Source organism: Epilithonimonas caeni DSM 17710 (genome assembly GCF_000426465.1).
Lineage (GTDB): Bacteria > Bacteroidota > Bacteroidia > Flavobacteriales > Weeksellaceae > Epilithonimonas > Epilithonimonas caeni.
Genome location: NZ_AUFK01000009.1, coordinates 360,323 through 386,629 on the forward strand (window position 1 = coordinate 360,323; position 26,307 = coordinate 386,629).

Consider the following 26,307-nt stretch of genomic DNA (forward strand, 5'->3'; position numbering starts at 1 on the left):
TTTAAAATTTCACCAGTTTTGCATTCATCCCGTATGATAGAGCACCGTTTTGGTCGGCGATTTTGCTATCACCTACGTGGATGATCTGCGACCGGTGCAGTGGTCGTAATTCTTGTGTTTTTTTATAAAGATATTCAAATATTTTAATATTCGGTTTTGACATTCCTATTTCATCCGAAAAAATCATAAAGGAAAAATATTGTTCCAGCTCCAATTGCCTTAAAACCTTCCGCAGAGAATCTCCATGGATAAAAGCTGTATTGCTCAGGATACTTGCTGTTTTTTCTTTTTCTTTTATTTTTTTCAGTAAATGATCAATATCTTTCCAAATTATCAGCGGAATGTTTTCCAAGAACAACTTATCTGATCGAATAAAAAATCCGCGAAGGTCATCCACAGAGATCCCTTGTATATCTTTTCCCAAAGATGCTAATATCAGGAAAAAAACCTCTTCTCTTTCTATATGATTGCCTGTTTTTTCTGAAATGACATTGAACAAGTTATCATAATGACGAATAACCTTATTAATTTCCTCTACATTTTTATCAATATCAAAATATTCTTTTAATAAGACTGTCCTTTTCGGTTTGAATTGAGGATTGGACCTAATGATCGTCATCCACAGATCAAAAGAAAAATGCTCGTATGAATCTATATCTATTTCCACAAATAATTATTTAATCCGTTTGTCCACTATGCATTTCTCAATTATATCTTTGATCGAACTAATATCAATTTTCTGACCTTTTTGCAAGAGTACAGTCATAAATCATGTTGTTCTTTTTTAGGTTTTAATATTCAAAAATAAATTCCGCACAATGCGATAAAAAACGTCTAAATATAGAAAAAGCAATTGAAAGAAAAAAACGATAAAACCGTAAAGAAATCATAAAAAATCAATAGAAATATTTTTGATTCTATCTGGAAAAAGATTGATGAGGAATTAGAATATCATAAATCAGAATTCAGCTTAAAATGCCTGTCAGATTGTATGAAAAGAAGATGATCAGTATTGGCCCCGAAGGAGTTCCTGATCATGGATCCAACAGCATTCAATTCATAAACTTTTCAAAGTATACTGAGAATATCTATTGTAAAGATGGGCAAGCTTTGTTTGGGAAGCTTTTCTGCGAATTTCCGAACCTTATTGATGTCAGATGCTTAAATTAATAATAAAACATTGTTTATTAAGTACTTGTTCAAAGTTTTGACAGATCCTTTTACCGAAAAAGGACTAACAAATTTTACAGAAAATCGGTCATTAAATTTTTTGCATACAACATCTTTATTAAATTTGAAATTTATTTACATAACGCAATATAGATGAGGTTATACCAAAAAAATTGGAGAAAAATTTTCTTTTTTTTAATTACCGTAGTTTTCGTAAGAATCAGCGGACAGAATCCTGAAGAATACAATAAGATTTATACAAAAACTTTTATTGATATTTCCCAAAAAGATTTTCCCAGAGCACTGAAAATCGCTGACTCGCTGTATAGCATTTCGGAAACCCCTCGTTTCAAGATAAAAAGCCTTATGTTATCCGCATCATTACTGCAACAGTCTGGTGATATCAAAAAAGCTATCGGATATGCAGTTACAGCGCAGCAGATAAGCAATGATAATGATGATTTCATATGGAAGGCCAAAATATCAGGCTTTCTCGCTTCTCAATATCGGCAACTGAAACTTTTTGAGCAATCTAAAAAGTATATTGATGAAACGATAGAAGCCACAAAAAAGATCAGTGACCAAAAAATTGTCGATCAGACCATGGGCTTCATTATGCAGGAAAAGGCCTATTATGAACTTGAGATGAAGAATTATAAGAAATCGGTTTCTTATGTTTTGGAAGCTCAAAGATATTTTGATCTAAATGGGCAAACCAATCCTTTTATAATCGCTAACAACAATCAGCTTTTAGGCCTGAATTATTATTATCTCAAAGAATACGATAAGGCTCTTGGCTATTATGACATAGCACTCAAAAATCTAGGGCAAATGCCGGACAATTTTATGAAAGCACTTGTTATCAATGGCATTGCCCGGATATTTATCGCAAAAAAAGATGTTGATCAGGCAAAAAAAAGACTGGATGAGGCTAAACGTCTTGCAGAAGAATCATCATATTTAAGCTTAAAGAGCGAGATTTACGAAACCACCCAACAGTATTACGCTTTGACCAAGGATATCGATAAGCTTCAAGAGACCAAAGTCAAGCAAGACTCGATTATTGATAAGATCACAACCAACTCTTCTTCCTTCATAAGCGACTCTGTTTCAAAACTTACCAAAAACAATGATGACATAAAGAAGGAAACGGAGAAAAAAAACATTGCAATTTGGATAGCATTGTTGCTTATTATCCTGGGGATAATTTACTTTTTTTTATATAGAAGAAGACAAAAAAACAATTTCAATAAATTCAAGCAGTTCATGGAGAATCAGATAAAGACCCAGGACCTGAATTTTGAAATTCCCCCAAATAATCTTAACAATGAGCTCCATAATGAAACCAATTCTGACGATCAATCGGAAGGTTCAGAACAAAATACCATGATGACGCCTGCGACAGAGAAAAAAATACTGCTTAAGCTCGAGAAGTTTGAACAATCAAAATTATTTACCCGCAGCACAGTCTCCCTTTCGTATTTGGCCTCATATTGTAATACCAATACAAAATATCTTTCTTATGTTGTGAATACATATAAAAAGAAAGACTTTAAGAATTACATCAACGAATTACGTATCAAGTATATCATCGATAAATTAAAAAATGACCCTCAATATCATAAATATAAAATTTCCACACTAGCTGAAGAAGTTGGATTTTCTTCCCAAAGTAAATTCGCTGCAGCATTTAGGAAAATAACAGAATTGTCACCATCACAATTCATCGAACATTTAAAAAAGAACTCTAATTTACTGGTAAAATAAGCAATGAAGCAATAAAATAACTTTTCTTTCCCATGAAAATGTATATTGCTGATTTCTAAAGCTTACAATTGTCCTATTTTTTAATTTTCATCCATTTTTGTTTATTCATTTTCCCGAATACGCACTTAACAATGTTTGTTTAAGGCTTTGCCTGCCTGTACTTTCGTAAAAAGTTTTCTTGCAACACTACAAAATACAAATGATGAAAAAAGCACTTACTTTTCCCGATCTTATATTGGGAAAAGTATTTTTAAGGTATGATCTCTCATTACCATGGATCAGTTCTCTACAAATACGATCGAGCAGCATTATAACCTTCATCAAAATTATACCGGTCAAATCGGCCTATACTTATACCAATGCATTATTTACACTATTGTTGTTACAAAGCATTGCACATAGCCGCATTCTATATTTCTCAATCTCGACAAGCCCAAATATTAGACTGAAAATATTTTTATATCCCAATACTTAATGAACACAAAAATGAAACAAAAAACTTTACAAACTCTTGGCTTCTGGCGAATCATACTGACAACCTTATTGCTGATCAACAGCAGCTATCTCTTCGCAGATGGATCAAAAAATCTTTATCCAAGTGGTGTCTTGGGAGGAAGGGCATTTTTGTACAGCAATTCCTATAATGGAACCTCGGGTACAACTCTGGCATCTTGGCCATTTAAGACCACAGGAACGCATTATGCATATGTTAAAGCAGGCGAAATATTACATGTTGCATCCAGTGCTCAGGGAATTGGGAACGGAAGAATTACTTTGACAGACCCGAATGGTACTGTATATACATCAGCAAATAATACAATAGGACAAATAACTAACAGAACCGCTGAACTGGCTGGGCCTAGATTATCTTCACAAGGGACAGGAGGTAATCGATATTCTACATTTAACAGGACAGCAGCATCTAATCAGGAAGGAATTTGGAAAATAGATTTTTTACCGACCGGTGATGTTAGCTCATCCAGCTCCCCTTCTGTCACCAGTGTGGCAGCAGACTCCAATTGGACGCAGGGAACAAGTACAGAGTTGATCGCAGCCTGGGATATTTCAGTAGAATCTTCAGGAGCATGGGTGCCTGGACGTGTCTATACCAATGTCGTGAATCTACATATAAGCAGTAGTCAAACTTCAGGATTTTATGGAGAATTATTTGCACTCACAAGGGATGGTTATATCTACAGGGTGAATAACAACGGCAGTAATGGCGTTGGTTTTACTTTTTTTGTTAACAATAGAGGATTTATATCCGGAAATAATAATCTCTATAAGAGTATGGATTTTTCGAGTGGTATATCATCGTATGTTCAACCACCAACAGCCGCTGATACAGCACAGAATATAACCCATAAAATATTCTATGCCCAACCAGCAACAGATATGCCGACAAGTGCAAGTGGTAGCGTACCCGGAAATAGCACATGGCTTAAAAATAATGTTATAACACCTACTGTAAACAATGTAGCTCTCGTGGGAGCAGAAAGCACACCAGGACAAGTAAGCAGTATAAAAGGAGGTTATATAAATTTCAATGCTGCTGTATTAGGATCATACACCGTTAGTATTGAAAGTTTATCTACGCCAGCAAGTTTTGCAACAAGAACATTGACAGGAATAGCAGATGCTGGTGCCAATACTATTTTTTGGGATGGTAAAGATGGGAATGGTAATACTTTACCGCAAGGAGATCAACCTATAGGCATAAAGGTACAGCTACGTGGCGCGGAGGTCCATTTTCCATATATCGACATGGAGATCAATCCATCTGGTATCGTATTAGAACTTTTGAATGGGATGGACTCGTCCAATGAGCGGTTCCGTGTATACTGGGATGATACTGATATCACCATCTCTTCCGGGAATAATCAAGGGAAAGCTTCCAATCCCCTCAATACAAGTGTTAACGGTTCTTTAAGCGGACCTACAGGAACAGGCGGACATATGTGGGGTCAACAGACGGCCAATACAAACCCGCTACCAACAGCCAATCTTGGAAATGGATTTGGAAATGAAAAATCGATAGATACCTGGTCATATATCAAAGGACCAATAGCGCAATCTGATACATCCGTCACTGTTAAGACAGCCGACCTGCAAGTTACAGCATTAACCGTAGATAAAACCAACGTAACCACAGGAGATGACCTTACTTATACTATCAAGGTAAAAAACAATGGTCCCAGCGATGTGGAAGGTGCTCCTTTTACTTTTACTCTCCCTTCCGGGTTAGACCCTAAATCATTTACTTTCACAGGGAACTCTTGCGGTAGTCAGTCTGTAGTATTGACATATAATTCATCTACCCATACTTATTCATCGGAGATAAACCTTCCTAATGGTTGTGAAATTACTTATTCTATTACTGTAAATATTACAAATCCATCAATTACAGGGAGCATTCAGTCGCAAGCATCAATCCTCCGTCCTAATGATGTTACCGACCCAGATGCTACAAACACAACTCCTGGGGTTCCGCCAACAGATGCTGAATATGAATGTGCCAACAATGGTCTGGGAGGAAATTGCAATAATATTTTGACAAACAATGCAGTTTCGTTCACTCCCGGAGAGGTATGTACAGAACCTGTCAATGGTAATACTTTTCAATGGAATTATTCTGCTTCGCCAGAACCTTTTATAACTCAGAATATCACACAACCACCTTCTAACTATGGGTTTGCACTTGATATATATGAACTGGACAATTCCTTTAATCTAAATATAAATGGTACGCTCATTGCCACGCAGGAACTTCAGTTTCAATCTTCCGGAACATCCGGCATCAACATTCAATTTGCCGATGGAGATCAATATGAAACAAATACAACTGATAATGGAGCATCAGCACAAATTTGGCAAATGAGAGGAAATGCGGAAAATCCATTGATACGTATAGTTATTAGCCCATCAGGAGCGATCTCGCTTTTTGGTAGCAAAGCTTCTTATGGTCCATTATTCCCTCTTGTCCTAACAAATGGGAACACATTGAATACAATCACGTGGAACCAGTCAGGAACCAACAACATTACTGTTACACAAAATGTCGTTGGCGTTACGATCATGGACGGTTATGGTTACGGGTTGAATATCGCTCCGTGTGCATGCTACAGACCACCACTGATTACGGGTAATGGCCCAGACACAAAAACAGGCATCACTCTATTAAAAAGAGCCGGAAGCGATGATTCGGGTAATTGGCCTATGGTAAGAAAATCAGGACACATTGCTTTAGAGTCCAATACAAAAGGGTTTGTAATCACCAGACTTTCAACGATCGATATCGAAGGACAAAATAGTCCTATCGTCATTGCACCTAAAATAGCCAGTCCTCAAGAAGGTATGTTGGTATATGATACGACAGCAAAATGTATGAAAATCTATCATGATGGCATTTGGAGTTGTTTCGATAAGCCAGCTTGTCCATAGTTTATTTATAAGAATAAAAAAGTATAAAAAATTAATTCCGCTCTTCAGAATTATATTTAACATTTTTCAAATTGTCTAACAAAATATATCGAGTAAAAATCAATAAATGAAAAAAATGAAAAATTTATTTTTAGCAATTTCCCTAGCATTTTACAATTTCAGTTTTTCACAAGTAATCTTTGGGAATACGGCAGGAACAGTTCCTGCGGGACAAAAAGACTCTGTCCTTCTCGAATTTGCCACAGGCCAGAACAAAGGTATCATTCTTCCTTATGTCAGAACAGTACCTTCCGGATCTGGCTTGGTGGAAGGCACATTGATATTAGATGCAACAGATGCTACAAAAGCAAAAATAAAGTACTACAATGGAGTGACCTCTGCGGAATCGCCAGATGGATGGATAGACTTAAGCAATGGAAATACGGCTGACATCTCTGCTGCCATCAATATTCAGCCAACTTCAGCTGTGGTCACCGAGGAGTCTGCTGCCAAAGTTATTATTGGATCAGACACAACTAGTGCAGAGGGCGTCTTAGTACTAGAATCCGACACCAAAGCAATGGTTTTACCTATGGTTGATAGTACTGACGATGTTCCGGACCCAGCTCCCGGCATGCTGGTATACATCAATAAAAGCGGCGCTAAAAGGCTCGCACTTTTTAATGGCGAAGGTTGGACATTTTGGAAACCATGATCAAGAATTCTATTATTTTATAAATCTGCCAGATAGTCGTTTTTTTATAAGAGATATCATTTATCCTTTAATTTGTGTTTTTTGACTATCTGGCTTTATCATTACATCAATGAAAGTAAGCAATAAAAAAAATATCGAAGCAGTAGGAACATTATTGTTATTTTTGATTCCCACGAACCTAATAATTATAATATGGTACCTCTTGGTACTAAAAAAAACAGACGTGATTTTCTTTTCCTTTCTGTTATTATTAATTATAATAGCCTTTTCTCTTGCAAAATTAAGATATACTGAATTTGAAAATTCAGGTTATGTTATAACTATTAAGAGAAAACATCCACTCAGGGCAGACAGTTTTGTATTTCCAGTCTTAGAATTTCCGATAGCTTTATTACAGCATTCTTATCTGAAAGGGAATACTATTTACTTGAATGTTATCACTTCTGAATCTGAAAAATTACACGTTTTCAAAATGTCATTAATTGGATTCAATTCAAAACAGCGCTTAGAGATTCTGGCATCATTGATAGAGACGCTTAAAATATTAAAAGAATAATGTTGCAGTCCGGTTTTAAAATAATTTGATTTTTAAAATCTTGAACCAAAAGTTTGGTAATTAAAATAGGCATCTGAGAGTTTCTGCACTGTCCATAAATTATTTTAAAGAATACAAAATCCATTTCGTTTACAATATAATTTAATTATCATGTTTTAACATTATCCGGTCAAAACAATCCAAAGAAGAAATTATTATAAGTATGAAAAAATATTTTATTCTATTCTTCTTTGCTTTCAACATTCTTATTTTTTCTCAAACCACAAAGAATTATAATATAGATGGTACATCCCGAAAAGCAATCATCTATGAACCTACTGCAAAATCAGGTAAGGTTCCGGTGGTCTTTGTTTTTCACGGTCATGGTGGCAATGCTAATTTTGTAAGTAAAAGGATTGATGTTCAAAATTATTATAAAGAGGCTTTAGTAATTTTCATGGAAGGCCTACCTGGTAGAAAAGTTCCGGGCATTGACCCGAATGGTAGAATGAATGGCTGGCAGATTTTCACAGATGATCTGGAAGGCCGCGATATCCAATTTTTTGATGAGGTCTTTTCGGATATCCATAAGAGTTATAAAATAGACGACAGTAGAATCTATCTCATCGGGCATTCCAACGGTGCCAGATTTGCGAACGTACTTTGGAAGATGAGAGGCGACAAAATCACAGCCATCTGTTCCGCATCTGCACAAGGTGGCAATCTTATTTCCGATGCTGTTCCTATTTCGGTCTGGATGTACATCGGAAACAATGACAGAATTGTTTCTCCACAAAGTCAGGAGCAGTCTATCCCGATTGTCAAAAAAAATCTTGGAATCACCGATAAAGGAAAAACCGAAGGAGACAAAACCTATTTCACAGGAAAAAACAATACCGAACTTGTCCTTCAGCAAAGCAATGCAGGTCACGAATTTCCGAAATCCTCACTTGCTGATATTGTAGTGTTTTTTAAGAGCCATAGTAAATAAAAAAACTCTCCAATTTTGGAGAGTTTTCTTTTATAATCAATGAATCATAATTTATAATTCGTAATTAATCATTAATTATTAAAGTTTACATATACGCTTCAATCGGCTCACAAGTACAAATCAAGTTTCTGTCGCCATACGCTTCATCCACTCTTGCAACAGTAGCGAAGAACTTGTGCGTTCTCACCCATTCCAATGGATAAGCCGCTTTTTCTCTACCATAAGGTTTATCCCAATTGTCAGAGATAACCAATTGCTCTGTATGGGGTGCGTTTTTCAGAACGTTGTTTGAAGCATCTGCATCTCCGTTGGCAATTTCTTCGATTTCATTTTTGATGCTGATCAAAGCTTCTGCAAAACGCTCGATTTCTTCTTTGCTTTCAGATTCAGTTGGTTCGATCATCAACGTTCCGGCTACAGGGAAACTCACTGTTGGGGCGTGGAAACCATAATCCATCAATCTTTTCGCAACATCAGCCACTTCAATTCCCAAAGATTTGAACTGACGGAAGTCCACGATACACTCATGTGCCACTCTACCATTCGCATTTGCGTAAAGAATCGGGAAATGTTCTGCCAGTAATTCTTTCAGATAATTAGCATTAAGAATTGCATATTCAGTAGCTTTTTTCAAACCGGAAGTTCCTAATAATTTGATGTAAGCATAAGATATATTCAGAATCAATCCAGAACCGTAAGGCGCTGCAGAAATCCCTTCAATCGCATCTTTTGTTCCTACCGGGATATTAGCATTGGTAGGAAGGAACGGAACCAAATGTTCAGCCACACAGATAGGGCCAACACCAGGACCACCACCACCATGAGGAATGGCGAAAGTCTTATGAAGATTCAAGTGACAAACGTCCGCTCCGATATTTCCAGGACTTGTGAATCCAACCTGAGCATTCATATTAGCACCGTCCATATAGACTTGTCCGCCGTGTTCGTGGATCAGTTTTGTAATTTCCTTGATGTTTGCATCGAAGAATCCGTAAGTTGAAGGGTAAGTAATCATTACCGCAGAAAGATTCTCAGAATGCTGTTCAGTTTTCGCTTTCAAATCTTCAAAATCGATTTCTCCATTCTCAAGATTTTTCACAACTACGATCTTCATTCCCGCCATTGCTGCCGAAGCCGGATTGGTTCCGTGTGCAGATTGAGGAATCAATACAATATTTCTGTGACCTTCTCCTCTATTCTTATGATATTCGCGGATGACCATTAGCCCTGCATATTCACCTTGAGCACCTGAATTTGGCTGTAGTGATGTTCCTGCAAAACCAGTAATCTCAGCTAAATCTTTTTCAAGCTGTTTAATCATTTCCTGATAACCGCCAGCCTGTTCTGTCGGGATAAATGGATGAATACTTCCCCATTCTGCCCAAGACAACGGAATCATTTGCGTTGCCGCGTTCAGTTTCATTGTACAAGAACCCAAAGAAATCATCGAATGTGTCAAAGACAAATCTTTTCTTTCCAGACGCTTGATGTAACGCATCAATTCAGTCTCCGTATGGTATTTGTTGAACACTTCTTCTTTAAGGATTTCATCCGTTCGCAACAATTCTGCCGGAATCGAATATTCTTCTTTAAGTGTCAATTTATAACCTTGTTTAGCTTTGAACTGAGCAAAAGCTTCAACCAATCTATTTAGTTTTTCAACCGTTGTAGTTTCATTGATAGAGATACTTACAATCCCTTGAGAGAAATAATTAAGATTGATTTTCTGGTCTCTCATCTTCATTCTCAAAGACGTTTTCTCTTCCTCGTGAAGTCTGAATTTTACCGTATCAAAAACCGGTTCGTCTACGATATCGTAACCCAAAATTCTCAAGGCATCTGCTAAAGCATTTGTCTTATAATGGATTTGGTCAGCGATAAAATTAAGACCTTTTGGACCGTGATAAACAGCGTACATCCCAGCCATTACGGCTAAAAGAACCTGCGCTGTACAGATATTAGAAGTTGCTCTTTCTCTTTTGATATGTTGCTCTCTGGTTTGAAGTGCCATTCTCAGTGCACGTTTCCCGTACATATCCTGAGAAACACCGATAATTCTACCAGGAATATCTCTTTTATAATCGTCTTTACAAGCGAAAAATGCTGCATGAGGCCCTCCATAACCAATCGGAATACCAAATCTCTGGGTTGTTCCAACAGCGCAATCTGCACCCATTGAAGCAGGAGATTTCAGTTTAACCAAAGACATCGGGTCACAAGCTACAACCACCTGCAAATCGAATCCTTTTACAGAAGTGATGAAATCTGTATAATCCAGAACGATTCCGTTTTTACCCGGATATTGCAACAATACGCCATAATAAGAATCATTGAACTGATGTGTAGCGTGATTCCCTACAATAATATCAATTCCAAGACCTTCTGCCTTTGTTTTAAGAACAGAGATCGTTTGTGGTAAAACCAGATCAGAAACAAAGAACTTAATCGCGTTGTTTTTCTTTTGGTCTTTTGTTCTGTTATTGAAGAACATATGCATTGCTTCTGCCGCCGCAGTAGATTCATCCAAAAGTGAAGCATTTGCCATTGCAAAACCGGTCAGGTCGCAAACTACGGTCTGGAAGTTCAAAAGAGCCTCCAATCTACCTTGTGCGATCTCTGCCTGATAAGGCGTGTAAGCAGTGTACCAGCTCGGGTTTTCAAGAATATTCCTTTGGATCGGAGAAGGCAAGATCGTGTTGTTATACCCGAATCCGATATACGTATCAAAATCGACATTCTTAGATGCCAGATCTTTGGAGTGAAGCAACATTTCGTATTCAGAAAGTGGCTCAGAAAGCTCCAGATCCTTCTCTAGTCTGATACTGTCCGGAATGGTTTGTGAAATGAGTTCATCGATACTGTTAACCCCGATTTTGTCTAGCATTTCCGCTTTGTCAGTTTCATTTAGACTGATGTGGCGGTTTACAAATTGCTGTGTGTTCATTATATACTTTAGAAAATTAGATTTTAATAAAATTGGTTTGTAAATTTAGTGAATTTTGTAAAAATAAAAAATCCCTATTTGCACAGAGATTTTATGTTAGAACTTATTCGTGATGATACATTGCATCGATGATACTTTTATATTTTTGGATGACAATGTTTCTTTTGATTTTAAGAGTCGGTGTGATCTCGCCACTTTGAATTTCGAAATCAGCAGGCATCAAAACGAATTTTTTGATTTTCTCAAAACCAGGAAGATCCTTCTGAATATCATCGATCAATTGATGATAAAAAGAAAGTACCTTTTCGTTTTTCACGACTTCTACCCAATTCGTGAATGTCACACCTAAACTTTTTATTTTCTCCGTCATCGATTCGAAATTTGGAACAATGACAGCAGTTACATAAGGTTTATCTTCCGCCACCAACATTATCTGATTGATGTAACTGTTATTCGAAAACATATTCTCAATGGGTTGTGGAGCGATATATTTTCCGTTGGAAGTTTTCATCAGGTCTTTGATCCGGTCTGTGATCACAAGGTTGCCTTCATCATCCATAAATCCGGCATCACCTGTTTTCATCCAGCCATCATTATCAAAAACTTTCGCCGTTTCTTCCGGTTTGTTGTAATAACCTTTCATTAGCCCGCTTCCTTTCACTAGGATTTCATCATTCTCACCAATTTTGATCTGAGAATCTCCTAATAATTTTCCTGCAGTCCCGTATTTATATTTAGTAAAAGGAAAAGCTGTAATTGTAGCCGTAGTTTCCGTCATCCCGTAACCAACGGTGATATGGATTCCCATTGCATCAAAAAACTCGGTCACTTCAGCTGAAATAGAGGCGCCTCCGCAAGGCATGAACCAAAGTTTTCCACCCAGTTTTTTCTTTACTTTACCAAAAACCAGAGCATTGGCGATTTTATTTTTAATACTCAATCCAAATGGAATACTTTGATTCAATCGTTTTTTCTCGGAAAATAAACTTCCGTTCTCAATTGCCCAACTGAATATCTTCTTTTTTAAATCCGAACTGGAATTGACCATTTCGTTCAGTCCTGCATAGATTTTCTGATAGAATCTTGGAACAGAGCACATCATTGTCGGTTTCACTTCGGTCAATGCAGATGCAATCAGTTTTGGATTTTCCAGGAAACTGACCTTTGCACCGAAATGTAAACAAAGCAATGTCCAGCTTCTCTCGAAAATGTGTGTCAACGGCAAAAATGCCAACGAATGTTCGTCTTCAAAACGTTTGAATTTGAAAAATTCCATATGTGCCTCAAACGCTTTTAGGAAATTGGAATGTGTGATCATAACGCCTTTCGGAACTCCGGTTGTTCCTGACGTATAAATCAATGTTGCCAAATCATCTTCTCCTCTTTCAACAATTTCCAAATCCTCCGATGCTGATTCGATGAAAGTTTCTAAGTAGGAAGAATTTTCTTTTAGCTTGATATATTTTTTCGAAACAATAATCTGCTTAAGAGGCAAACCTTTCTTCAAAAGATTTTGGCAGACATTGTATTGCTCCTGATTTCCTGCAAAAATAATCTCTGCTCCGGAATCCTTGATGATGTATTCCACCTGGTCTTCGCCATTGGTAGAATAAACCGGAACTGTAACCGCTCCAATCGCCATAATTGCCAAATCGAAAATAATCCACTCGGCAGAATTATCCGCATATATAGAGACTTTGCCGTTTTCTTTTACGCCACTTGCTTTGAGTGCGTTGGCGGTTTTAAAGACTAATCTTTTGAGTTGATACCAGCCAAGCTCTTTCCATTCGTGGTCTTTTTTGAAACCTAGCGCTGGTTTGGTCGGATATAGGTTAACGTTTTTTTGAAGAAAACTAGTAACGTTGCTCATTAATGATAATTAAGTAGATGAAAGATAATAGATATGAGATAATAGACTTACAATCACTCTGTTTTATTGATGAAATTTATCTTTAATTCATAATCTTTATATTTTTTGAGATTCCATGTAATTTTTGAGATGGAAATCTATACTTTCAGAAACCGGAATAAATTGATAATTCAGAAATTCTGTTATTTTTTGATTAGAGACTTTGGAATCTGTTCTTACCGTTTCGATGTTATCTTTACTCAATAATTTCAGAATCGGAAATAACCATCCGAAAAGAAACGAAATAATTGGCAAAACTTTGTAAATAAATTCTGGAACCAATTTAGCTTTCGGTTTTCCAAGTGCAGTTCTTACTTTATCAGAAACTAGACGGAATTTTTCATTTTCAGAAATGATGATAAAACGTTCTGCAAAAGCATTTTTATCCATCAGTTCAATAGCGATTTTCGCAACATCTCTTACGTCCACATAAGCAGTTCCGCCAGGAAAAGTTCTGGAATGAGAGGATTTTTTGAATAAATCACCACTGCTATTTCCCCAGTTTCCTGTTCCGATAATTACACCAGGATTGATGATAACTGTATTGAGACCCTCATATTGAGCACGCCAGACCTCCATCTCGGAAATATATTTGGAAATCGCATAATCGGAATGATGAAGTTTTTCATTAAAATCAGAATTCTCATCCATCTCACCCTTTTCATTAAATCCATCCAAAACGGCTATGGAACTTACAAAAAGAAACTTTTTGATTTTCAAGGGGTCTATCGCGAAAAGTAATTTCTCCGTTGCCCCAGAGTTATTTTTGTATAGACTTTTTTCATCTTTTGGATTGAAGCTTACTTTTGCGGCGCAATGATAAATCTCGTCCACATCTTTCAGAACATTTTGAAGTGAATCCAAATCTTCGAAATCAACATCCACCCACTCTATCTGATCAAAATAAAAATCAGGCCGGTCGGTATAAAACCTGTAAGATTCTAAAACATCTCTTAAGTTGCTGGATCTTCGTTTGGTTGCACGGACCTTCTTCCCCTTTTTCAAAAGTTCAAGAGCAACAACTCTTCCTAAAATCCCTGTGGCACCAGTAATTAGAATCATTCTTTAATAGATTTGATTTTTAAAAATCTAACGATGAAAATAGAATTCGCTATAGAATATGCGAGAATCACACCCATGAAATACCAAAAACTTCTGCCTTCTAAAAACCATTCTCCGTGACCAGAAAGTGAATCTCTGAGGACAAAAAACAGCAATATGATCAAAAAGATATTGATGAGAACAGAAAAAATCAAAATGATCTTATAAATGGTTTCTTGGTATTTTTTCATTTAGGAATTACAAAGATAATTTAATTCTGCAAAAAGTCTTTCACCGCGGCGTTGAAATCAACAGGATTATTGGCCTGGACCCAATGTTCTGCATTTTTGATTTTGATGAGTTGGTAATTCGGGAATTGTTGTCTGATCAAAAACTCATCTTGCGGAAGTATATAATTGGAATTGGCTCCGGCAATGAATAAAGTCGGACCACTAAAAACCCCGAACTTAATTGCATTGGAAACAAACTCGGTATATTTTGCAGCAAGAGTTTCAAGATTGAATCTCCAGGCCAGCTTCTTCTCCTCCGTCCAATATAGATTTTTCATCAAAAACTGAATCACAAACTTCTCGTGGATATATTCTCCAAGAACTTTTTCTACATCCTGACGAGATTCAACCTTAGAAAAATCGACTGTTTGTAAAGCTTTGATAATTCCCTGATGATGTGGCGGATAGGCTTTTGGAGAAATATCTGCAACAATCAGCTTTTCAACTCTTTCAGGAAAATTAATTGCGAATTGCATCACCGCCTTTCCACCAAGAGAATGTCCAAGAAGATTGGCTTTTTCGATCTTATGAAAATCCATATAATCCAGAATATCGTTGGCCAAATCATCGTGCGTCATAGAATCTGAATGAAAACTGCGACCGTGATTCCTGAGATCCAGCAAATGTGTTGGCATCAATTCCCCAAACTCTTTCCCGAAGCTTCCCCAGTTATCAAGCATCCCGAACAATCCGTGGAAAACCAAAAGTGGCGTTTCCATTCTTTCTTCTCCGTATATTTTTGAATGTAAAATTTCCATTACAATTTTATAATTCAGTATTATAGATTTAATTTAAGATATTCTCTTATGATTTTTTGCTTGCAATTTTCCCAATCAAATTTTTTGAAAATCTCCGGACTATCCTGGTACTCGGCATCATCAAAATATGTTAGACTTTTCATAACCATAAAATAAGAACCATCCTGATATTTTTCATTATAAAAAGTCATCATTTGTTCCAAAGAAAATTCATTCAAAAGAAAAAATAAATCAATAAAATCTTTTTTGCTTCCTCTTCCAGAAATTGCGTTGAGTTTCATTGCAGCAATATCTTTTGTTGAAGCAAGACGGATTCCATCAATAGTTTTAAAGTCTTCAAGAAGCGGATAGCGATAGTTTACGAAATCAACTTTTATATTGTTAAGTGACAGAATAAGAATATTTTTGGTTTTTTGCAGTTTTATAACTTTACCAAATTGTTCAAGTTCATCGATAAAAGCATCTTCATCAATCAAGCAATTTCCGAACATATCAATATCAATAGAATCACGATGTCCGATCTGCAAAGCCAAAGCTGTTCCTCCAACTAAAATAAAATCAGAAAAAAATTCTGATTTCATAATTTGCTTCAAGAGTTCCAGTAATTCTGGACTAACTGTCTGTGTTTGTAGCATCTGAACTCGGTTTTATCTATGTTAAAAATAGTAGAAACAAAGGAAAGTGTAACTGCATCAAGGCTTCTTAAATTTAGCGAAACCTCTTTTATTTTATTTAAACCGTAATACATCTTGAGTAAATTCCAGTCTTCAATTTTTCCATATTCCAAGACTTTTTGAATCATGTGAACATAGTGTTTATCCAAATCAAAAGTTGACAAATCCACATCCCAAAAGAGGTGCGGTGAAAAATCGTTGACGGTAATTTCGGAATCCATATTTCAAATTTAAGCAAAATCTACCACTTCGCCAATCTCTTAAGATAAGCTTGCACCGTATTTTCCAAACCAAGATAAAGTGCTTCCGAAATCAAAGCATGGCCGATGGAAACTTCCAGCAGGTTTGGGATGTTATCTGCAAAATATTTTAAGTTGTCTAGTGACAGATCGTGTCCGGCGTTGATCCCTAAACCAAATTCACTCGCAACAACAGCGGTTTTAAAATAAGATTCGACAGCAAATTCTTTATGGTTAGGATAATGTTTTGCGTAAGCTTCTGTGTAAAGCTCGATTCTATCCGTTCCTGTTTCTGCAGCGAATTTTACCATTTCGGGATTCGGGTCAAGGAAAATCGAAGTTCTGATGCCAGCATGTTTGAATTCTGAAATAACAGATTTCAAGAAATCAAGATTCTTTTCGCAATCCCAGCCGGCATTGGAAGTAATCGCATCATCAGCGTCTGGAACCAAGGTCACCTGCTCCGGTTTAACTTCGAGAACCATATCGATAAAAGGTCTGTGAGGATTTCCTTCGATATTGAATTCTGTCTTTACCAACGGCTTCAAATCGTAAACATCTTTTCTCGTGATATGTCTTTCGTCCGGTCTTGGGTGAATGGTAATTCCCTGCGCTCCGAATCTTTCCAGGCCCAAAGCGACTTGAGTTACACTTGGAACATCGCCTCCTCTTGCATTTCTCAACGTTGCGATTTTATTGATATTGACACTAAGTTTGGTCATAATTTATAAATGATAATTGATTTTTATATTTTGTTTACCTGCATTATCTCGAGGTCAAACTCTTTGGAAGCCACCAGAAGATGGTCAAAAATATCGGCTTGGATCTGTTCAAAATTCTCCCAATTAGAATCATTTGTAAAACAATAGATTTCCAAAGGCATCCCTTGTGGTGTGATTTCCATTTGGCGAACCATTACAGTTCCGGTTTGGTCTATATTAGGATTATTTTTGATATAATTGTAAGCATAGATTCTGAAAGTTCCAATGTTGGTCAATTGCTTTCCATTGATGATTTCGTCAGAGTTTTTCAAAGTACTTTTCTCCAAATCAATTTCTTTTTTCTTTTCAAGAAGATAATCTTCAATCAGATTGATTTTAAGCAGTTCATTGAAAAGATTTTCATCCAGAAACTTAAACGATTTGATATTGAAAACAATCGACTTTTTAATTCGTCGCGTGTTGGTTTCAGACATCACCTGCATATTTTTAATTTCCGTTGTCAGCAAGTCATATGTTGGGATTGTGGAAAGTGTCTTGTCAAAGTTTCTGATTTTTGTCGTCAACAAATCGATATCTTCAATATTCCCTTCTATAGAATATTTTGGAATGGCCACCCAATCTCCTACTTTCAGATTCTTGGATGTCGCTACGTGAATTCCTGTTACAAAACCTAAGATTGTATCTCGGAAAACCAAAACCATAACCGCAGTTATCGCTCCAAGACTTCCCAAAACCGTTGTACTGCTGATTCCAAATAATACACAAATCGCAATTACTCCAAAAATAAATCCTCCAAAAATCCTAACTGTTTGTGAGATAGAATTAATGGCAATTATCTTATAATAATCTTTCTGAATCAAATAATAATTCTGTAAAACTTTGATAAATCTGAAAGCCATATTTGCAATCACGAATACAATCAAAATCCCAATTAATCTTTCTAGAAAAACAAAACTTTTCGGATGTCTATAAAAAATCGAAAACAAGGCATAATTCCCAAATCCTAAAGCTAAAATATTAGCAACAGAATTGGTCACTTTTGCTTTATAAATAGACTTCATCACCGGATATTTTTCCTTATCAAAGAAGAATCTGAAAACTAGATTGATTCCGTTTTTCAGAAGAAAAGAAACCAAATAGATGAGGAATATGAGAAGAAAAAACTTAAGTGTGATCTGCATTGATAAAACAAACTCATCAGGAAAAAAGCCTTTGCAGAAGAAATGAATTTCATCACTGATTTGCTGAAGAAAATCTTTGTAATCTATAAGTTCATTTTTCATTGAGGAGAATTATTTCACAAATTTAAGGATAAAAAAAATCTTTTGGCATTAGTTTGAATGTTGTATTTTTAAATAAATTTAAAAACTATGGATTCTGTATTTATAGATATTGTCGCTTTGCTCCTCCTTTTTATAGGAATGCTGGGGACTTTTCTTCCTGTTTTACCTGGCTTACTATTGAGTATCTGCGGATTACTGATCTTCAAATTCTGTACAGAAAATAATATGCCAATGACATACGTTTGGATTTTTATTTTACTGACATTAATTTCAACAATTCTGAATTATGTAATTCCAGCCAAAACCAACAAAAAATACGGCGGCACACGCTACGGAAGCATTGGTTCTTTTATTGGAACACTTGTGGGATTATTTTTCATTCCGATTCCTCTGGGGTTTTTAATCGGAATGCTTCTGGGTGTTTTTCTTGGAGAATTATTACATGACATGAACGACCGAAAGAAAGCCTTCAATTCGATGAAAGGCGCTTTTATTGGGTTTGTTTACGGAACGGGATTCAGTCTGATGGTTGGACTGGCAATGTTTTTGGTTGTTGGTTATTATATTTTCTTTTAAAATTATAAATGATGAATTTCAAACCACTTTTATTCGCACCGCTTTTATTATTGATGAGCAATTGCAAGACACAGTCACAAACTCAGACTTCTGAAAATGGAAATAACACGATCACAATCGGAATTAATAGATCTGTAAAAATCCCAAATTCCAAAATAAGTCTGGAATTCCTGAATATTGCAGAGGACAGCCGTTGTCCGGTTAATGTGACTTGTGTTTGGGAAGGCATTGCAAAGGTCAACGTAGAAGGAACTGATGGAAATCAGAAAACCAATTTTCAAGTTGGAACAAGAGATTTCTTACCACAGAATGTAAGCAAGTCTTTCAGTTTTTCAGGATACAGATTTACATTAACTGATCTAAAACCTTATCCCGGCGGAAAAGAAGAAAGCGAATCTGTGACATTGAAATATGAGAAAGAAGAGTAATTTGTTGATGGTTTCTAGTTGTTAGTTGATAGAATTTTCGACTCAAAAACTCTCCTACTCTCAGACTCAGATCAACCCCAAACAATAGGCTTTTTTCCTTTTTCTAATAGATAGTTATTAATTTTAGAAAACGGTTTGCTTCCGAAAAAACCTCGGTGAACGGAAAACGGAGAAGGATGCGCGGATTGGATAATGAAGTGTTTGCTTTGGTCGATCAATACAGATTTTTTCTGTGCAAATGCGCCCCAAAGAACAAAAACAACATTTTGTTTTTTATCAGAGATCTGCTTGATGATATAATCGGTAAAAGTTTCCCAGCCAAGGTCTTTGTGCGAATTTGGCTGATGCGCCTGCACTGTCAAAGTTGCATTAAGAAGGAGAACGCCTTGTTTCGCCCAATCTTGCAGATCTTTGTTTTTCCTTTCTATTCCAATATCGTCCTTTAACTCGATGAAGATGTTTTTCAGCGAAGGTGGCGCAGTTACATTTTCTGAAACCGAGAAACAAAGTCCGTTCGCCTGGCCGTCATTATGGTAAGGGTCCTGGCCAATGATCACCACTTCTATATCATCAAATTCCGTCAGTTCCAAAGCACGGAAAATTTCATTTTTCGGAGGAAAACATTTCGCCGAATTGTATTCAATTTTTACCTTATTCCAAAGATTTTCAAAATAGTCACTTTCTTTGATCGGTTTCAAAACTTCTTTCCAAGTCATTTCCAGATATTTTTACAAAATTAGATTTAAAAAAGTATTAACGCAAAGGCACTAAATATTTTTATTAAAAACGTTTATAAGTCGCAAACTAAAAAACACTTTTGATATCCTAGAGAACCTCATGATGACATTGATAGTAAAATTCACACATTGTCAGGCTGAGGCTCTCGAAGCCATTAATAAATAATAAATTCATTAATAAAACTTTTGCGACTTTCATCAATGAAAATAACTTTAAGCTTTTGTGATTTTGCATTAAAATCAAACAGGTAATCGCTGACTTTTCCCTTGCAATAAAGTTAATTTCTCTTAAAAGGTCTTTGGCTTAATTTTTAATGTAATAAATTCGGGCAAAATTTAACATTTATCTGTAAAAATAGCTCAAATTAGAATGAAAATCTGGAATAGTATTATTTTCTCAACAATTTTTATGGCCAATTTATCAGCACAGAACACCATCATCGTCGGAACTTACACCAATAGTGACAAGTGCAGTAGTGGTGGAATTTATGTTTTTGATTTTGATGAGAACACTTATAAATACGACCTCAAATATCACACAGAAAATATCATCAATCCGAGTTTTGTGAGTTTGAGCCCAGATAAAAAATTCTTATTCTCGGTCAATGAAAATGGAGATAAAAGTACAGTTACCTCATTTGAGATTGATGAAAATGAAACCAGATTAATAAAAAAGGATGAGAGAAAAACCCAAGGTGAAGACCCGTGCTTTTTGATTTCTGATGAGGAAAATGTCATTGTTGCCAATTATTCCGGCGGAAGCATCAATGTCTTTAAAAGATATGCTGATGGGAAATTATCTGATGTTTTTCAGAATATCAAGTTCGAAGGTGTAGGCGTGAATCCAAAAAGACAGGAAAAATCACACATCCATCAGGTTCAGTTTTCTCCGGACGGCCAATATGTGTTGGCAAATGATCTAGGTTTAGATAAGATCTATGTTTTCAAATACAACAAATCCGGAGATAAAGTCTTGGAAAAAGTTGGCGAGTTTGATGCGAAAAAAGGTTCCGGACCAAGACATATAGCTTTCAATAAATCCGGAAAATTGATTTACCTTGTTCAGGAGCTTAGCGGGGATCTGTCTGTTTTAAGTTTTGATGACGGAAAAATAGAATTGATCCAGGAAGAAACTCTGCTATCCAGAAAAGTAAGGTTCAATTTCAGGGCAGCGGACATTCATTTATCTGATAATGAAAAGTTTTTATATGTCACTAATCGTGATGATGCAGATGACATTACCACTTTCAAAATCCTGAAAGATGGAAAAGTGAAAAAAATTCAGCAGATCAAAACGACTGGAAAAAATCCAAGGAATTTTGCAATCAGTCCCAATAACAAATTGGTTTTGATCGCAAATCAGGACACCAATAGGATCAACATTTTTAGCAGAGATCTGAAGTCGGGAGAACTTGCTCCTACAAAGAAATCCATACCTGTTTGCGCACCTGTGAATGTTATTTTTTATGAAAAAGGAAAATAATTCATTACACATATAATATTTTAATAAAATTTTAGTTTTAATAGCTTAATGTTCGAAGACTCGATGTTTGATAAAAAAATTATTCTTTCATTTTTTCTGATTTGGTGTTCCGGATTGCTTTTTTCGCAAACCGAAAAAGAGAATGAAATTGAAAGCGTTACCATTAAATCGGTAAAGAAGTATAAAAATAAAAAAGAAAATCCTGCCTATGCGATCATGCAGCAGGTCTGGAAAAAAAAGAAGTCCAACGGACTGCTTCTCCATAAAGATTACAAATATAAAATTTACGAGAAAATCGATTTCCGATTAGATAATATCGATAGTGCTTTTACGAAAAAGAAAGTATTCAAAGGTTTAGATTCTATTATTTTCAAATACAACGATTCATCCGAGATAGCAGGAAAAGCGGTTCTGCCGCTTTTCATAACAGAAAGTATCTCCCAGATCTACGGAAAAAACGACCCTAAGAAAGAAAGGAAAGATCTTCTTGCCATAAGGAATTCCGGACTTAAGAACAATCAGATCGTTGCGAAGACCATTCAGAACATGTATAAGGACATCAATATTTATGATAATACGATCAATTATCTGAATCTTGGTTTTACAAGTCCTGTTTCCACAGACGGTTTCGGTATTTTTGATTACAACATTACCGATACGATCGAGGTCAATACGGTCAGAAGCTACGAGATCCGGTTCACTCCAAAAAATCCTGAAGCATTGGCTCTGAAAGGTCGACTCTATATTTCGATGGACAAATATAATGTGATGAAAGTGGAGATGGAAACGAATAAAAGGATCAATATCAACTTTGTTAAAAATATTGCTACTGATCTTGAGTTCGATAATCCGGATGATTCTACTTTCATTCCGACCAGAAACGAGACCACGCTCAATCTTGTCCTTAATGATAGAGACGGAGCAAAAAGTGTGATCGCAAAGCGGGTTGCGAATTATTCCAATTATGAATTCGATAAAGGAATAGATGATTCCTTTCTTAATAAGGTCTATATTCCGGAAGATTATTTGGTTGATAAAGATGAAAATTATTGGCAGGAAAACAGGACCGAAAAACTGACCGAAAGCGAACAGAATATCTACAAAATGTATGACGAACTGGAAAATGTCCCAAAATACAAGCGGATTGTAAAACTGGTCCAGATCGGTAACACGGGTTATATTCATTTTGGAAAATGGCTGGATTTCGGGAATATTTTTCAGACCTGGGGATATAACGACATAGAAGGTCTGAGATTAAGAGCCGGCGCCAGGACTTATTTTGGAAAAAATGATATGTGGAGGGTTCAAGCCTATACTGCCTATGGTTTCCGTGATGAAAAATGGAAATTCGGAGGTGAAGCAAAATATATGTTCAATAAGACCAATCGTTTCCAAATTGGTGCGGGCTACAGGCAAGATGTTTTGCAGCTTGGAGTTCAATTAACGACCGATGAAGGGATCATGACACGTTCATTCGCCTCGTCTTCTGTTCTTAATAGCGGCGAAACAACATCGATGAGTTCTGTCAAACAATACAATTTTTTCACCAGCATAGAACCTTGGAAAAACTTCCAGATCAAATTGGATGCCACCACCCAAAACATCAGATCTGCCGATTCTAATCTTTTCAACATCGATTATTACAGACAGGGCGTTCTTAGAAATGATCTGAACGACACCAGATTTACGGCAACTTTAATTGCCAGACCGGGTATCAAATTTTCCACTTACGGAGTTGACCGATACGAGATGACCGCTTTGGCGACCAATCCAACATTGATCCTTAAATATACGAAAGGTGTAGGCGGCGTTTTTGATTCAGATTTTAATTATAACAAACTTCAGTTTTATTATTATCAGCCTGTGATCATAGGAAACTGGGGAAGACTGTTTGCGAATGTGGAAGTTGGTAAAAACTTTGATGCGCTCCCACTCGCTTTACAAAATGTCCTGCCTGCCAACCAATCTTACGGTTTGGTGAGAGGCGTTTTCTCTCTCATGAATTATTATGAATTCGTGGCGGACTCTTATGCGGTTTTATTCTTGGAACATCATTTCAATGGAAAAATTCTTTCTCAGATTCCATTAATTAAAAAATTGAAACTAAGAGAAGTTGCATTTTTCCGTTCCGGGGTCGGAAGTCTGAAACAGGAAACTATCGACATGAATGCAGGAAGTATGAACCTGACTGCTCCAGATAAGCCTTATTACGAATATGGTTTCGGAATCGAAAATATCGGTTGGGGGAATTTCAGGATTTTGAGAGTTGATTTTAACTGGAGAGGAAATTATCTGAATCACAAAACGACCAATACGGACGTAAGAAAATTCGGGGTTCAGTTTGGTTTCCAGATGAATTTTTAGGAAATTTGTGACTAAACAGATTTAAGTCTGTCATAAGTCAATTTCCAATGAAAATCCCATCAATGAAAATCCAAAAAATCGCTTTATTATTAAGTCTCTTAATTTTTACTAATCTATATTCTCAAAGGCAATTTGTGTTTTTTGGGTCTTACAATTGGGACAAAGGTTCAGAAGCGGTTTACGTTTATGAACTTAATAATGAAACAGGAAAACTAACTAAGGTTGCTTCATCTTCAAATGTTATTAATCCTGGTTACATTACTGTTTCGCCTGACGGAAAATATATTTACGCTTCATCCGATGCTAAAACTCCGAATTACGGAACAGTAAGTTCCTTCGCTTTCGATGCCGATAAAAAAACTTTGATTTTCCTCAATCAACAGAAAACAGGCGGTGAAAATCCTGTCTATGTGAATGTTGATAAAAGTGGTAAATGGCTCATCAATGCAACTTATAATCAGGCAACGATTTCCGTCTTTCCAATTCTTGGCGATGGAAGGATAGATTCGATCGCTCAACATTTTAAATTCACGGCAGGAAGTGGCGTTGAGGCGAAAAGACAGGAAAAAGCACATACACATTCTGTAGTTTTTGCACCGGATTTTAGATCTGTTCTTTTTGCAGATCTGGGTGCAGATAAGATTTTGCAATATCCTTTTGACACAACACAAAAACAACCTTTGATTGACAGCCAAAGCACTTTCATCCATACAAGGCCAGGAAGCGGACCGAGACATATCACTTTCAGCAAAGATGGAAAATTAGCTTATTCTATTGAGGAATTGGCTGGAATGATCTCGGTTTATGATTTTTCTGAAAATAAACTGAAAGAAATCCAGAGAATTGCAACACATCCAGACAAAATAAAAGAAGGTTTTGAAAGTTCCGATGTTCATATATCGCCAGACGGAAAATTCCTTTATGCGACCAATAGAGGGAATGAAAACAACATTGCAATTTTCAAAGTTTTAAATGACGGAAAATTAAAATCTATCGGCTATCAAAAAACAGGTGGAAAGCATCCAAGAACTTTTGCAATCGATGAAACTGGGAAATTCATTATTGTAACCAACGTTATTTCGCAAGATGTAACAGTTTTTAAGAGAAACTTGGAAACCGGAATGCTCAAAAAAGTCGGAAAACCTGTAAAAATTAAAAATGTCACTTGTGTGAAGACTAAAGGTTATTAGTGTCGCTCCTAAGGAGCTGAGTCATTTTTGTAATTTATTTCTACAAACATTTGCTTCCTACGGAGCTCAGTGTGACATCCGAATATCAATTGTCTGTCTGAGCGGAGTTGAAGACTTTAACACTTCTTTGGACTTTTCGTTAAATATAATTCTATCTTTGCAGAATGGACGTTAGAGCAAAAAAACATCTTGGTCAGCATTTTCTTACAGACCAGAATATCGCACGCAACATTGTAGACTCGCTTTCTTTTGAAGGTTATAAAAAAGTATTGGAAGTCGGTCCGGGAATGGGCGTTCTTACAAAATTCCTTCTCGAAAAAGAATCTGAGATCTATGTTGCGGAAATCGATAACGAGTCCATCGATTATCTTAAAAAACATTACCAAAAATTAGAGGAGCAGCATTTTGTTGGTGATTTTCTGAAAATCAACATTCCGGAAGTTTTTGGTGAAGAACTCGCTGTGATTGGAAACTTTCCTTATAATATCTCTTCTCAGATCTTGTTTAAGATCATTGATAATTTCCAATATATTCTGGAAATGAGCGGAATGTTCCAGAAAGAAGTTGCCGAAAGAACCGCCGCAAAGCCGAGAACAAAGGATTACGGAATTTTGTCCGTCTTGGTTCAGGCTTATTATGATGTCGAATATCTTTTCACGGTTCACGAAAATGTGTTCAACCCGCCACCAAAAGTGAAATCCGGCGTTATCCGGATGACCAGGAACCTAAAAGAAGGATTGGCCGGAAATGAAATCTTATTCAAACAGATTGTAAAAGCTGGATTTGGGCAAAGACGTAAAAAGATGAGCAATGCTTTGAAAGTTCTTGGTATTCCAGAAAATATGAAATTCCATCCTTTCCTTGACATTAGAGCAGAAGAGTTGTCTGTTGCAGATTTTATTGGTTTTGCTAATGAGTGGAAATCAAGTTTGTGAGTTGGGAGTTTATCCAAAAAACTAAATTATAAAACACAATTTTCGTCATTCCGTAGAAATCTAAACTTCGCTCTCTAGATTCCTACGGAATGACGAAAATTGTGTCGATTATTTTAATAGATAATGTTCTAATTAT

The 26,307-nt window shown here is 36.3% G+C and carries 22 protein-coding genes; 11 read left to right on the forward strand and 11 right to left on the reverse strand.

The annotated features are described in order from the left end of the window. Window position 1: 1 nt before the first annotated feature. Window positions 2-667, reverse strand: coding sequence for an HAD family hydrolase (locus K319_RS0102990; RefSeq protein WP_027382271.1), 666 nt, complete (start codon window positions 665-667; stop codon window positions 2-4). Window positions 668-1,323: 656 nt separating this feature from the next. On the opposite strand from K319_RS0102990, the gene K319_RS0102995 reads away from it, so the two are divergent. From K319_RS0102995 to K319_RS20915, 5 genes are all read left to right on the forward strand, one after another. Next, a complete protein-coding gene (locus tag K319_RS0102995) occupies window positions 1,324-2,937 on the forward strand; it encodes a helix-turn-helix domain-containing protein (protein ID WP_027382272.1) in 1,614 nt (537 codons plus the stop codon). A 486-nt stretch (window positions 2,938-3,423) separates the two neighbouring features. Then, window positions 3,424-6,378: a DUF11 domain-containing protein gene (locus K319_RS19725; protein WP_169712646.1), complete on the forward strand. Its 2,955-nt coding sequence runs from the start codon at window positions 3,424-3,426 to the stop codon at window positions 6,376-6,378. Between the two features lie 115 nt (window positions 6,379-6,493). Then, complete coding sequence (locus K319_RS0103005; RefSeq protein WP_027382273.1) at window positions 6,494-7,072, forward strand: hypothetical protein; 579 nt, start codon at window positions 6,494-6,496, stop codon at window positions 7,070-7,072. A 109-nt stretch (window positions 7,073-7,181) separates the two neighbouring features. Beyond that, window positions 7,182-7,628, forward strand: a complete 447-nt coding sequence (locus K319_RS0103010; RefSeq protein ID WP_027382274.1) for a hypothetical protein — start codon at window positions 7,182-7,184, stop codon at window positions 7,626-7,628. A gap of 202 nt (window positions 7,629-7,830) precedes the next feature. Continuing rightward, window positions 7,831-8,598, forward strand: coding sequence for an acetylxylan esterase (locus tag K319_RS20915; protein ID WP_051230394.1), 768 nt, complete (start codon window positions 7,831-7,833; stop codon window positions 8,596-8,598). 85 nt (window positions 8,599-8,683) lie between these two features. On the opposite strand, the gene gcvP is transcribed toward K319_RS20915, so the two are convergent. The 9 genes from gcvP to K319_RS0103060 form a co-directional block, all read right to left on the reverse strand. Further along, on the reverse strand, window positions 8,684-11,542 hold the full coding sequence (gcvP, locus tag K319_RS0103020) for an aminomethyl-transferring glycine dehydrogenase (RefSeq protein ID WP_027382275.1): 2,859 nt from the start codon (window positions 11,540-11,542) through the stop codon (window positions 8,684-8,686). A 103-nt stretch (window positions 11,543-11,645) separates the two neighbouring features. Beyond that, entirely contained in the window at window positions 11,646-13,412 is a 1,767-nt protein-coding gene (locus K319_RS0103025) for an AMP-dependent synthetase/ligase (protein WP_027382276.1), read from the reverse strand. Window positions 13,413-13,508: 96 nt separating this feature from the next. Further along, the gene (locus K319_RS0103030) at window positions 13,509-14,513 is read right to left on the reverse strand and encodes an NAD-dependent epimerase/dehydratase family protein (protein ID WP_027382277.1); all 1,005 of its coding nucleotides are present in this window, start codon (window positions 14,511-14,513) and stop codon (window positions 13,509-13,511) included. Further along, window positions 14,510-14,743, reverse strand: a complete 234-nt coding sequence (locus K319_RS0103035; protein WP_027382278.1) for a hypothetical protein — start codon at window positions 14,741-14,743, stop codon at window positions 14,510-14,512. The genes K319_RS0103030 and K319_RS0103035 overlap by 4 nt, the downstream gene beginning before the upstream one ends. Window positions 14,744-14,763: 20 nt before the next feature. Next, window positions 14,764-15,540, reverse strand: a complete 777-nt coding sequence (locus tag K319_RS0103040; RefSeq protein ID WP_027382279.1) for an alpha/beta fold hydrolase — start codon at window positions 15,538-15,540, stop codon at window positions 14,764-14,766. A 20-nt stretch (window positions 15,541-15,560) separates the two neighbouring features. Next, complete coding sequence (locus K319_RS0103045) at window positions 15,561-16,121, reverse strand: nucleotidyl transferase AbiEii/AbiGii toxin family protein (RefSeq protein WP_213083427.1); 561 nt, start codon at window positions 16,119-16,121, stop codon at window positions 15,561-15,563. An 8-nt stretch (window positions 16,122-16,129) separates the two neighbouring features. Next, the gene (locus K319_RS0103050; RefSeq protein WP_027382281.1) at window positions 16,130-16,435 is read right to left on the reverse strand and encodes a DUF6922 domain-containing protein; all 306 of its coding nucleotides are present in this window, start codon (window positions 16,433-16,435) and stop codon (window positions 16,130-16,132) included. Window positions 16,436-16,455: 20 nt separating this feature from the next. Next, window positions 16,456-17,175 carry a pyridoxine 5'-phosphate synthase gene (locus tag K319_RS0103055; RefSeq protein WP_027382282.1) on the reverse strand — a complete coding sequence of 240 codons (720 nt, stop codon included), beginning with the start codon at window positions 17,173-17,175 and terminating at the stop codon, window positions 16,456-16,458. 23 nt (window positions 17,176-17,198) lie between these two features. Further along, window positions 17,199-18,458, reverse strand: a complete 1,260-nt coding sequence (locus K319_RS0103060; protein ID WP_027382283.1) for a mechanosensitive ion channel family protein — start codon at window positions 18,456-18,458, stop codon at window positions 17,199-17,201. Window positions 18,459-18,545: 87 nt separating this feature from the next. Between K319_RS0103060 and K319_RS0103065 the strand changes: the two genes are divergently transcribed. Together K319_RS0103065 and K319_RS0103070 are read left to right on the forward strand one after the other, a co-directional pair. Then, a complete protein-coding gene (locus K319_RS0103065; RefSeq protein ID WP_027382284.1) occupies window positions 18,546-19,034 on the forward strand; it encodes a DUF456 domain-containing protein in 489 nt (162 codons plus the stop codon). Between the two features lie 8 nt (window positions 19,035-19,042). Continuing rightward, on the forward strand, window positions 19,043-19,462 hold the full coding sequence (locus tag K319_RS0103070; RefSeq protein ID WP_027382285.1) for a hypothetical protein: 420 nt from the start codon (window positions 19,043-19,045) through the stop codon (window positions 19,460-19,462). 71 nt (window positions 19,463-19,533) lie between these two features. Here K319_RS0103070 and K319_RS0103075 read toward each other — a convergent pair whose 3' ends face one another. Beyond that, window positions 19,534-20,178 carry a uracil-DNA glycosylase gene (locus K319_RS0103075; RefSeq protein WP_027382286.1) on the reverse strand — a complete coding sequence of 215 codons (645 nt, stop codon included), beginning with the start codon at window positions 20,176-20,178 and terminating at the stop codon, window positions 19,534-19,536. Window positions 20,179-20,569: 391 nt separating this feature from the next. On the opposite strand from K319_RS0103075, the gene K319_RS0103080 reads away from it, so the two are divergent. From K319_RS0103080 to rsmA, 4 genes are all read left to right on the forward strand, one after another. Beyond that, window positions 20,570-21,682 carry a lactonase family protein gene (locus tag K319_RS0103080; protein WP_034671287.1) on the forward strand — a complete coding sequence of 371 codons (1,113 nt, stop codon included), beginning with the start codon at window positions 20,570-20,572 and terminating at the stop codon, window positions 21,680-21,682. A gap of 63 nt (window positions 21,683-21,745) precedes the next feature. Continuing rightward, entirely contained in the window at window positions 21,746-24,046 is a 2,301-nt protein-coding gene (locus tag K319_RS0103085; RefSeq protein WP_027382288.1) for a DUF5686 family protein, read from the forward strand. A 62-nt stretch (window positions 24,047-24,108) separates the two neighbouring features. Then, window positions 24,109-25,236, forward strand: a complete 1,128-nt coding sequence (locus tag K319_RS0103090) for a lactonase family protein (RefSeq protein ID WP_027382289.1) — start codon at window positions 24,109-24,111, stop codon at window positions 25,234-25,236. Window positions 25,237-25,400: 164 nt separating this feature from the next. After that, window positions 25,401-26,171 carry a 16S rRNA (adenine(1518)-N(6)/adenine(1519)-N(6))-dimethyltransferase RsmA gene (gene rsmA / locus K319_RS0103095; RefSeq protein ID WP_027382290.1) on the forward strand — a complete coding sequence of 257 codons (771 nt, stop codon included), beginning with the start codon at window positions 25,401-25,403 and terminating at the stop codon, window positions 26,169-26,171. The last annotated feature ends 136 nt before the right edge of the window (window positions 26,172-26,307 follow it).

Bases quoted from the DNA above. Each gene is read 5' to 3' on its own strand.
- K319_RS20915 (WP_051230394.1), top strand. From the start codon at position 7,831: ATGAAAAAATATTTTATTCTATTCTTCTTTGCTTTCAACATTCTTATT.
- K319_RS0103050 (WP_027382281.1), bottom strand. From the start codon at position 16,435: ATGGATTCCGAAATTACCGTCAACGATTTTTCACCGCACCTCTTTTGG.
- rsmA (WP_027382290.1), top strand. From the start codon at position 25,401: ATGGACGTTAGAGCAAAAAAACATCTTGGTCAGCATTTTCTTACAGAC.
- K319_RS19725 (WP_169712646.1), top strand. From the start codon at position 3,424: ATGAAACAAAAAACTTTACAAACTCTTGGCTTCTGGCGAATCATACTG.
- K319_RS0103085 (WP_027382288.1), top strand. From the start codon at position 21,746: ATGTTTGATAAAAAAATTATTCTTTCATTTTTTCTGATTTGGTGTTCC.
- K319_RS0102995 (WP_027382272.1), top strand. From the start codon at position 1,324: ATGAGGTTATACCAAAAAAATTGGAGAAAAATTTTCTTTTTTTTAATT.
- K319_RS0103025 (WP_027382276.1), bottom strand. From the start codon at position 13,412: ATGAGCAACGTTACTAGTTTTCTTCAAAAAAACGTTAACCTATATCCG.
- K319_RS0103030 (WP_027382277.1), bottom strand. From the start codon at position 14,513: ATGATTCTAATTACTGGTGCCACAGGGATTTTAGGAAGAGTTGTTGCT.
- K319_RS0103035 (WP_027382278.1), bottom strand. From the start codon at position 14,743: ATGAAAAAATACCAAGAAACCATTTATAAGATCATTTTGATTTTTTCT.
- K319_RS0103080 (WP_034671287.1), top strand. From the start codon at position 20,570: ATGAAAATCTGGAATAGTATTATTTTCTCAACAATTTTTATGGCCAAT.
- K319_RS0103055 (WP_027382282.1), bottom strand. From the start codon at position 17,175: ATGACCAAACTTAGTGTCAATATCAATAAAATCGCAACGTTGAGAAAT.
- K319_RS0103070 (WP_027382285.1), top strand. From the start codon at position 19,043: ATGATGAATTTCAAACCACTTTTATTCGCACCGCTTTTATTATTGATG.
- K319_RS0103060 (WP_027382283.1), bottom strand. From the start codon at position 18,458: ATGAAAAATGAACTTATAGATTACAAAGATTTTCTTCAGCAAATCAGT.
- K319_RS0103005 (WP_027382273.1), top strand. From the start codon at position 6,494: ATGAAAAATTTATTTTTAGCAATTTCCCTAGCATTTTACAATTTCAGT.
- K319_RS0103075 (WP_027382286.1), bottom strand. From the start codon at position 20,178: ATGACTTGGAAAGAAGTTTTGAAACCGATCAAAGAAAGTGACTATTTT.
- K319_RS0103090 (WP_027382289.1), top strand. From the start codon at position 24,109: ATGAAAATCCAAAAAATCGCTTTATTATTAAGTCTCTTAATTTTTACT.
- gcvP (WP_027382275.1), bottom strand. From the start codon at position 11,542: ATGAACACACAGCAATTTGTAAACCGCCACATCAGTCTAAATGAAACT.
- K319_RS0103045 (WP_213083427.1), bottom strand. From the start codon at position 16,121: ATGAAATCAGAATTTTTTTCTGATTTTATTTTAGTTGGAGGAACAGCT.
- K319_RS0103040 (WP_027382279.1), bottom strand. From the start codon at position 15,540: ATGGAAATTTTACATTCAAAAATATACGGAGAAGAAAGAATGGAAACG.
- K319_RS0103010 (WP_027382274.1), top strand. From the start codon at position 7,182: ATGAAAGTAAGCAATAAAAAAAATATCGAAGCAGTAGGAACATTATTG.
- K319_RS0103065 (WP_027382284.1), top strand. From the start codon at position 18,546: ATGGATTCTGTATTTATAGATATTGTCGCTTTGCTCCTCCTTTTTATA.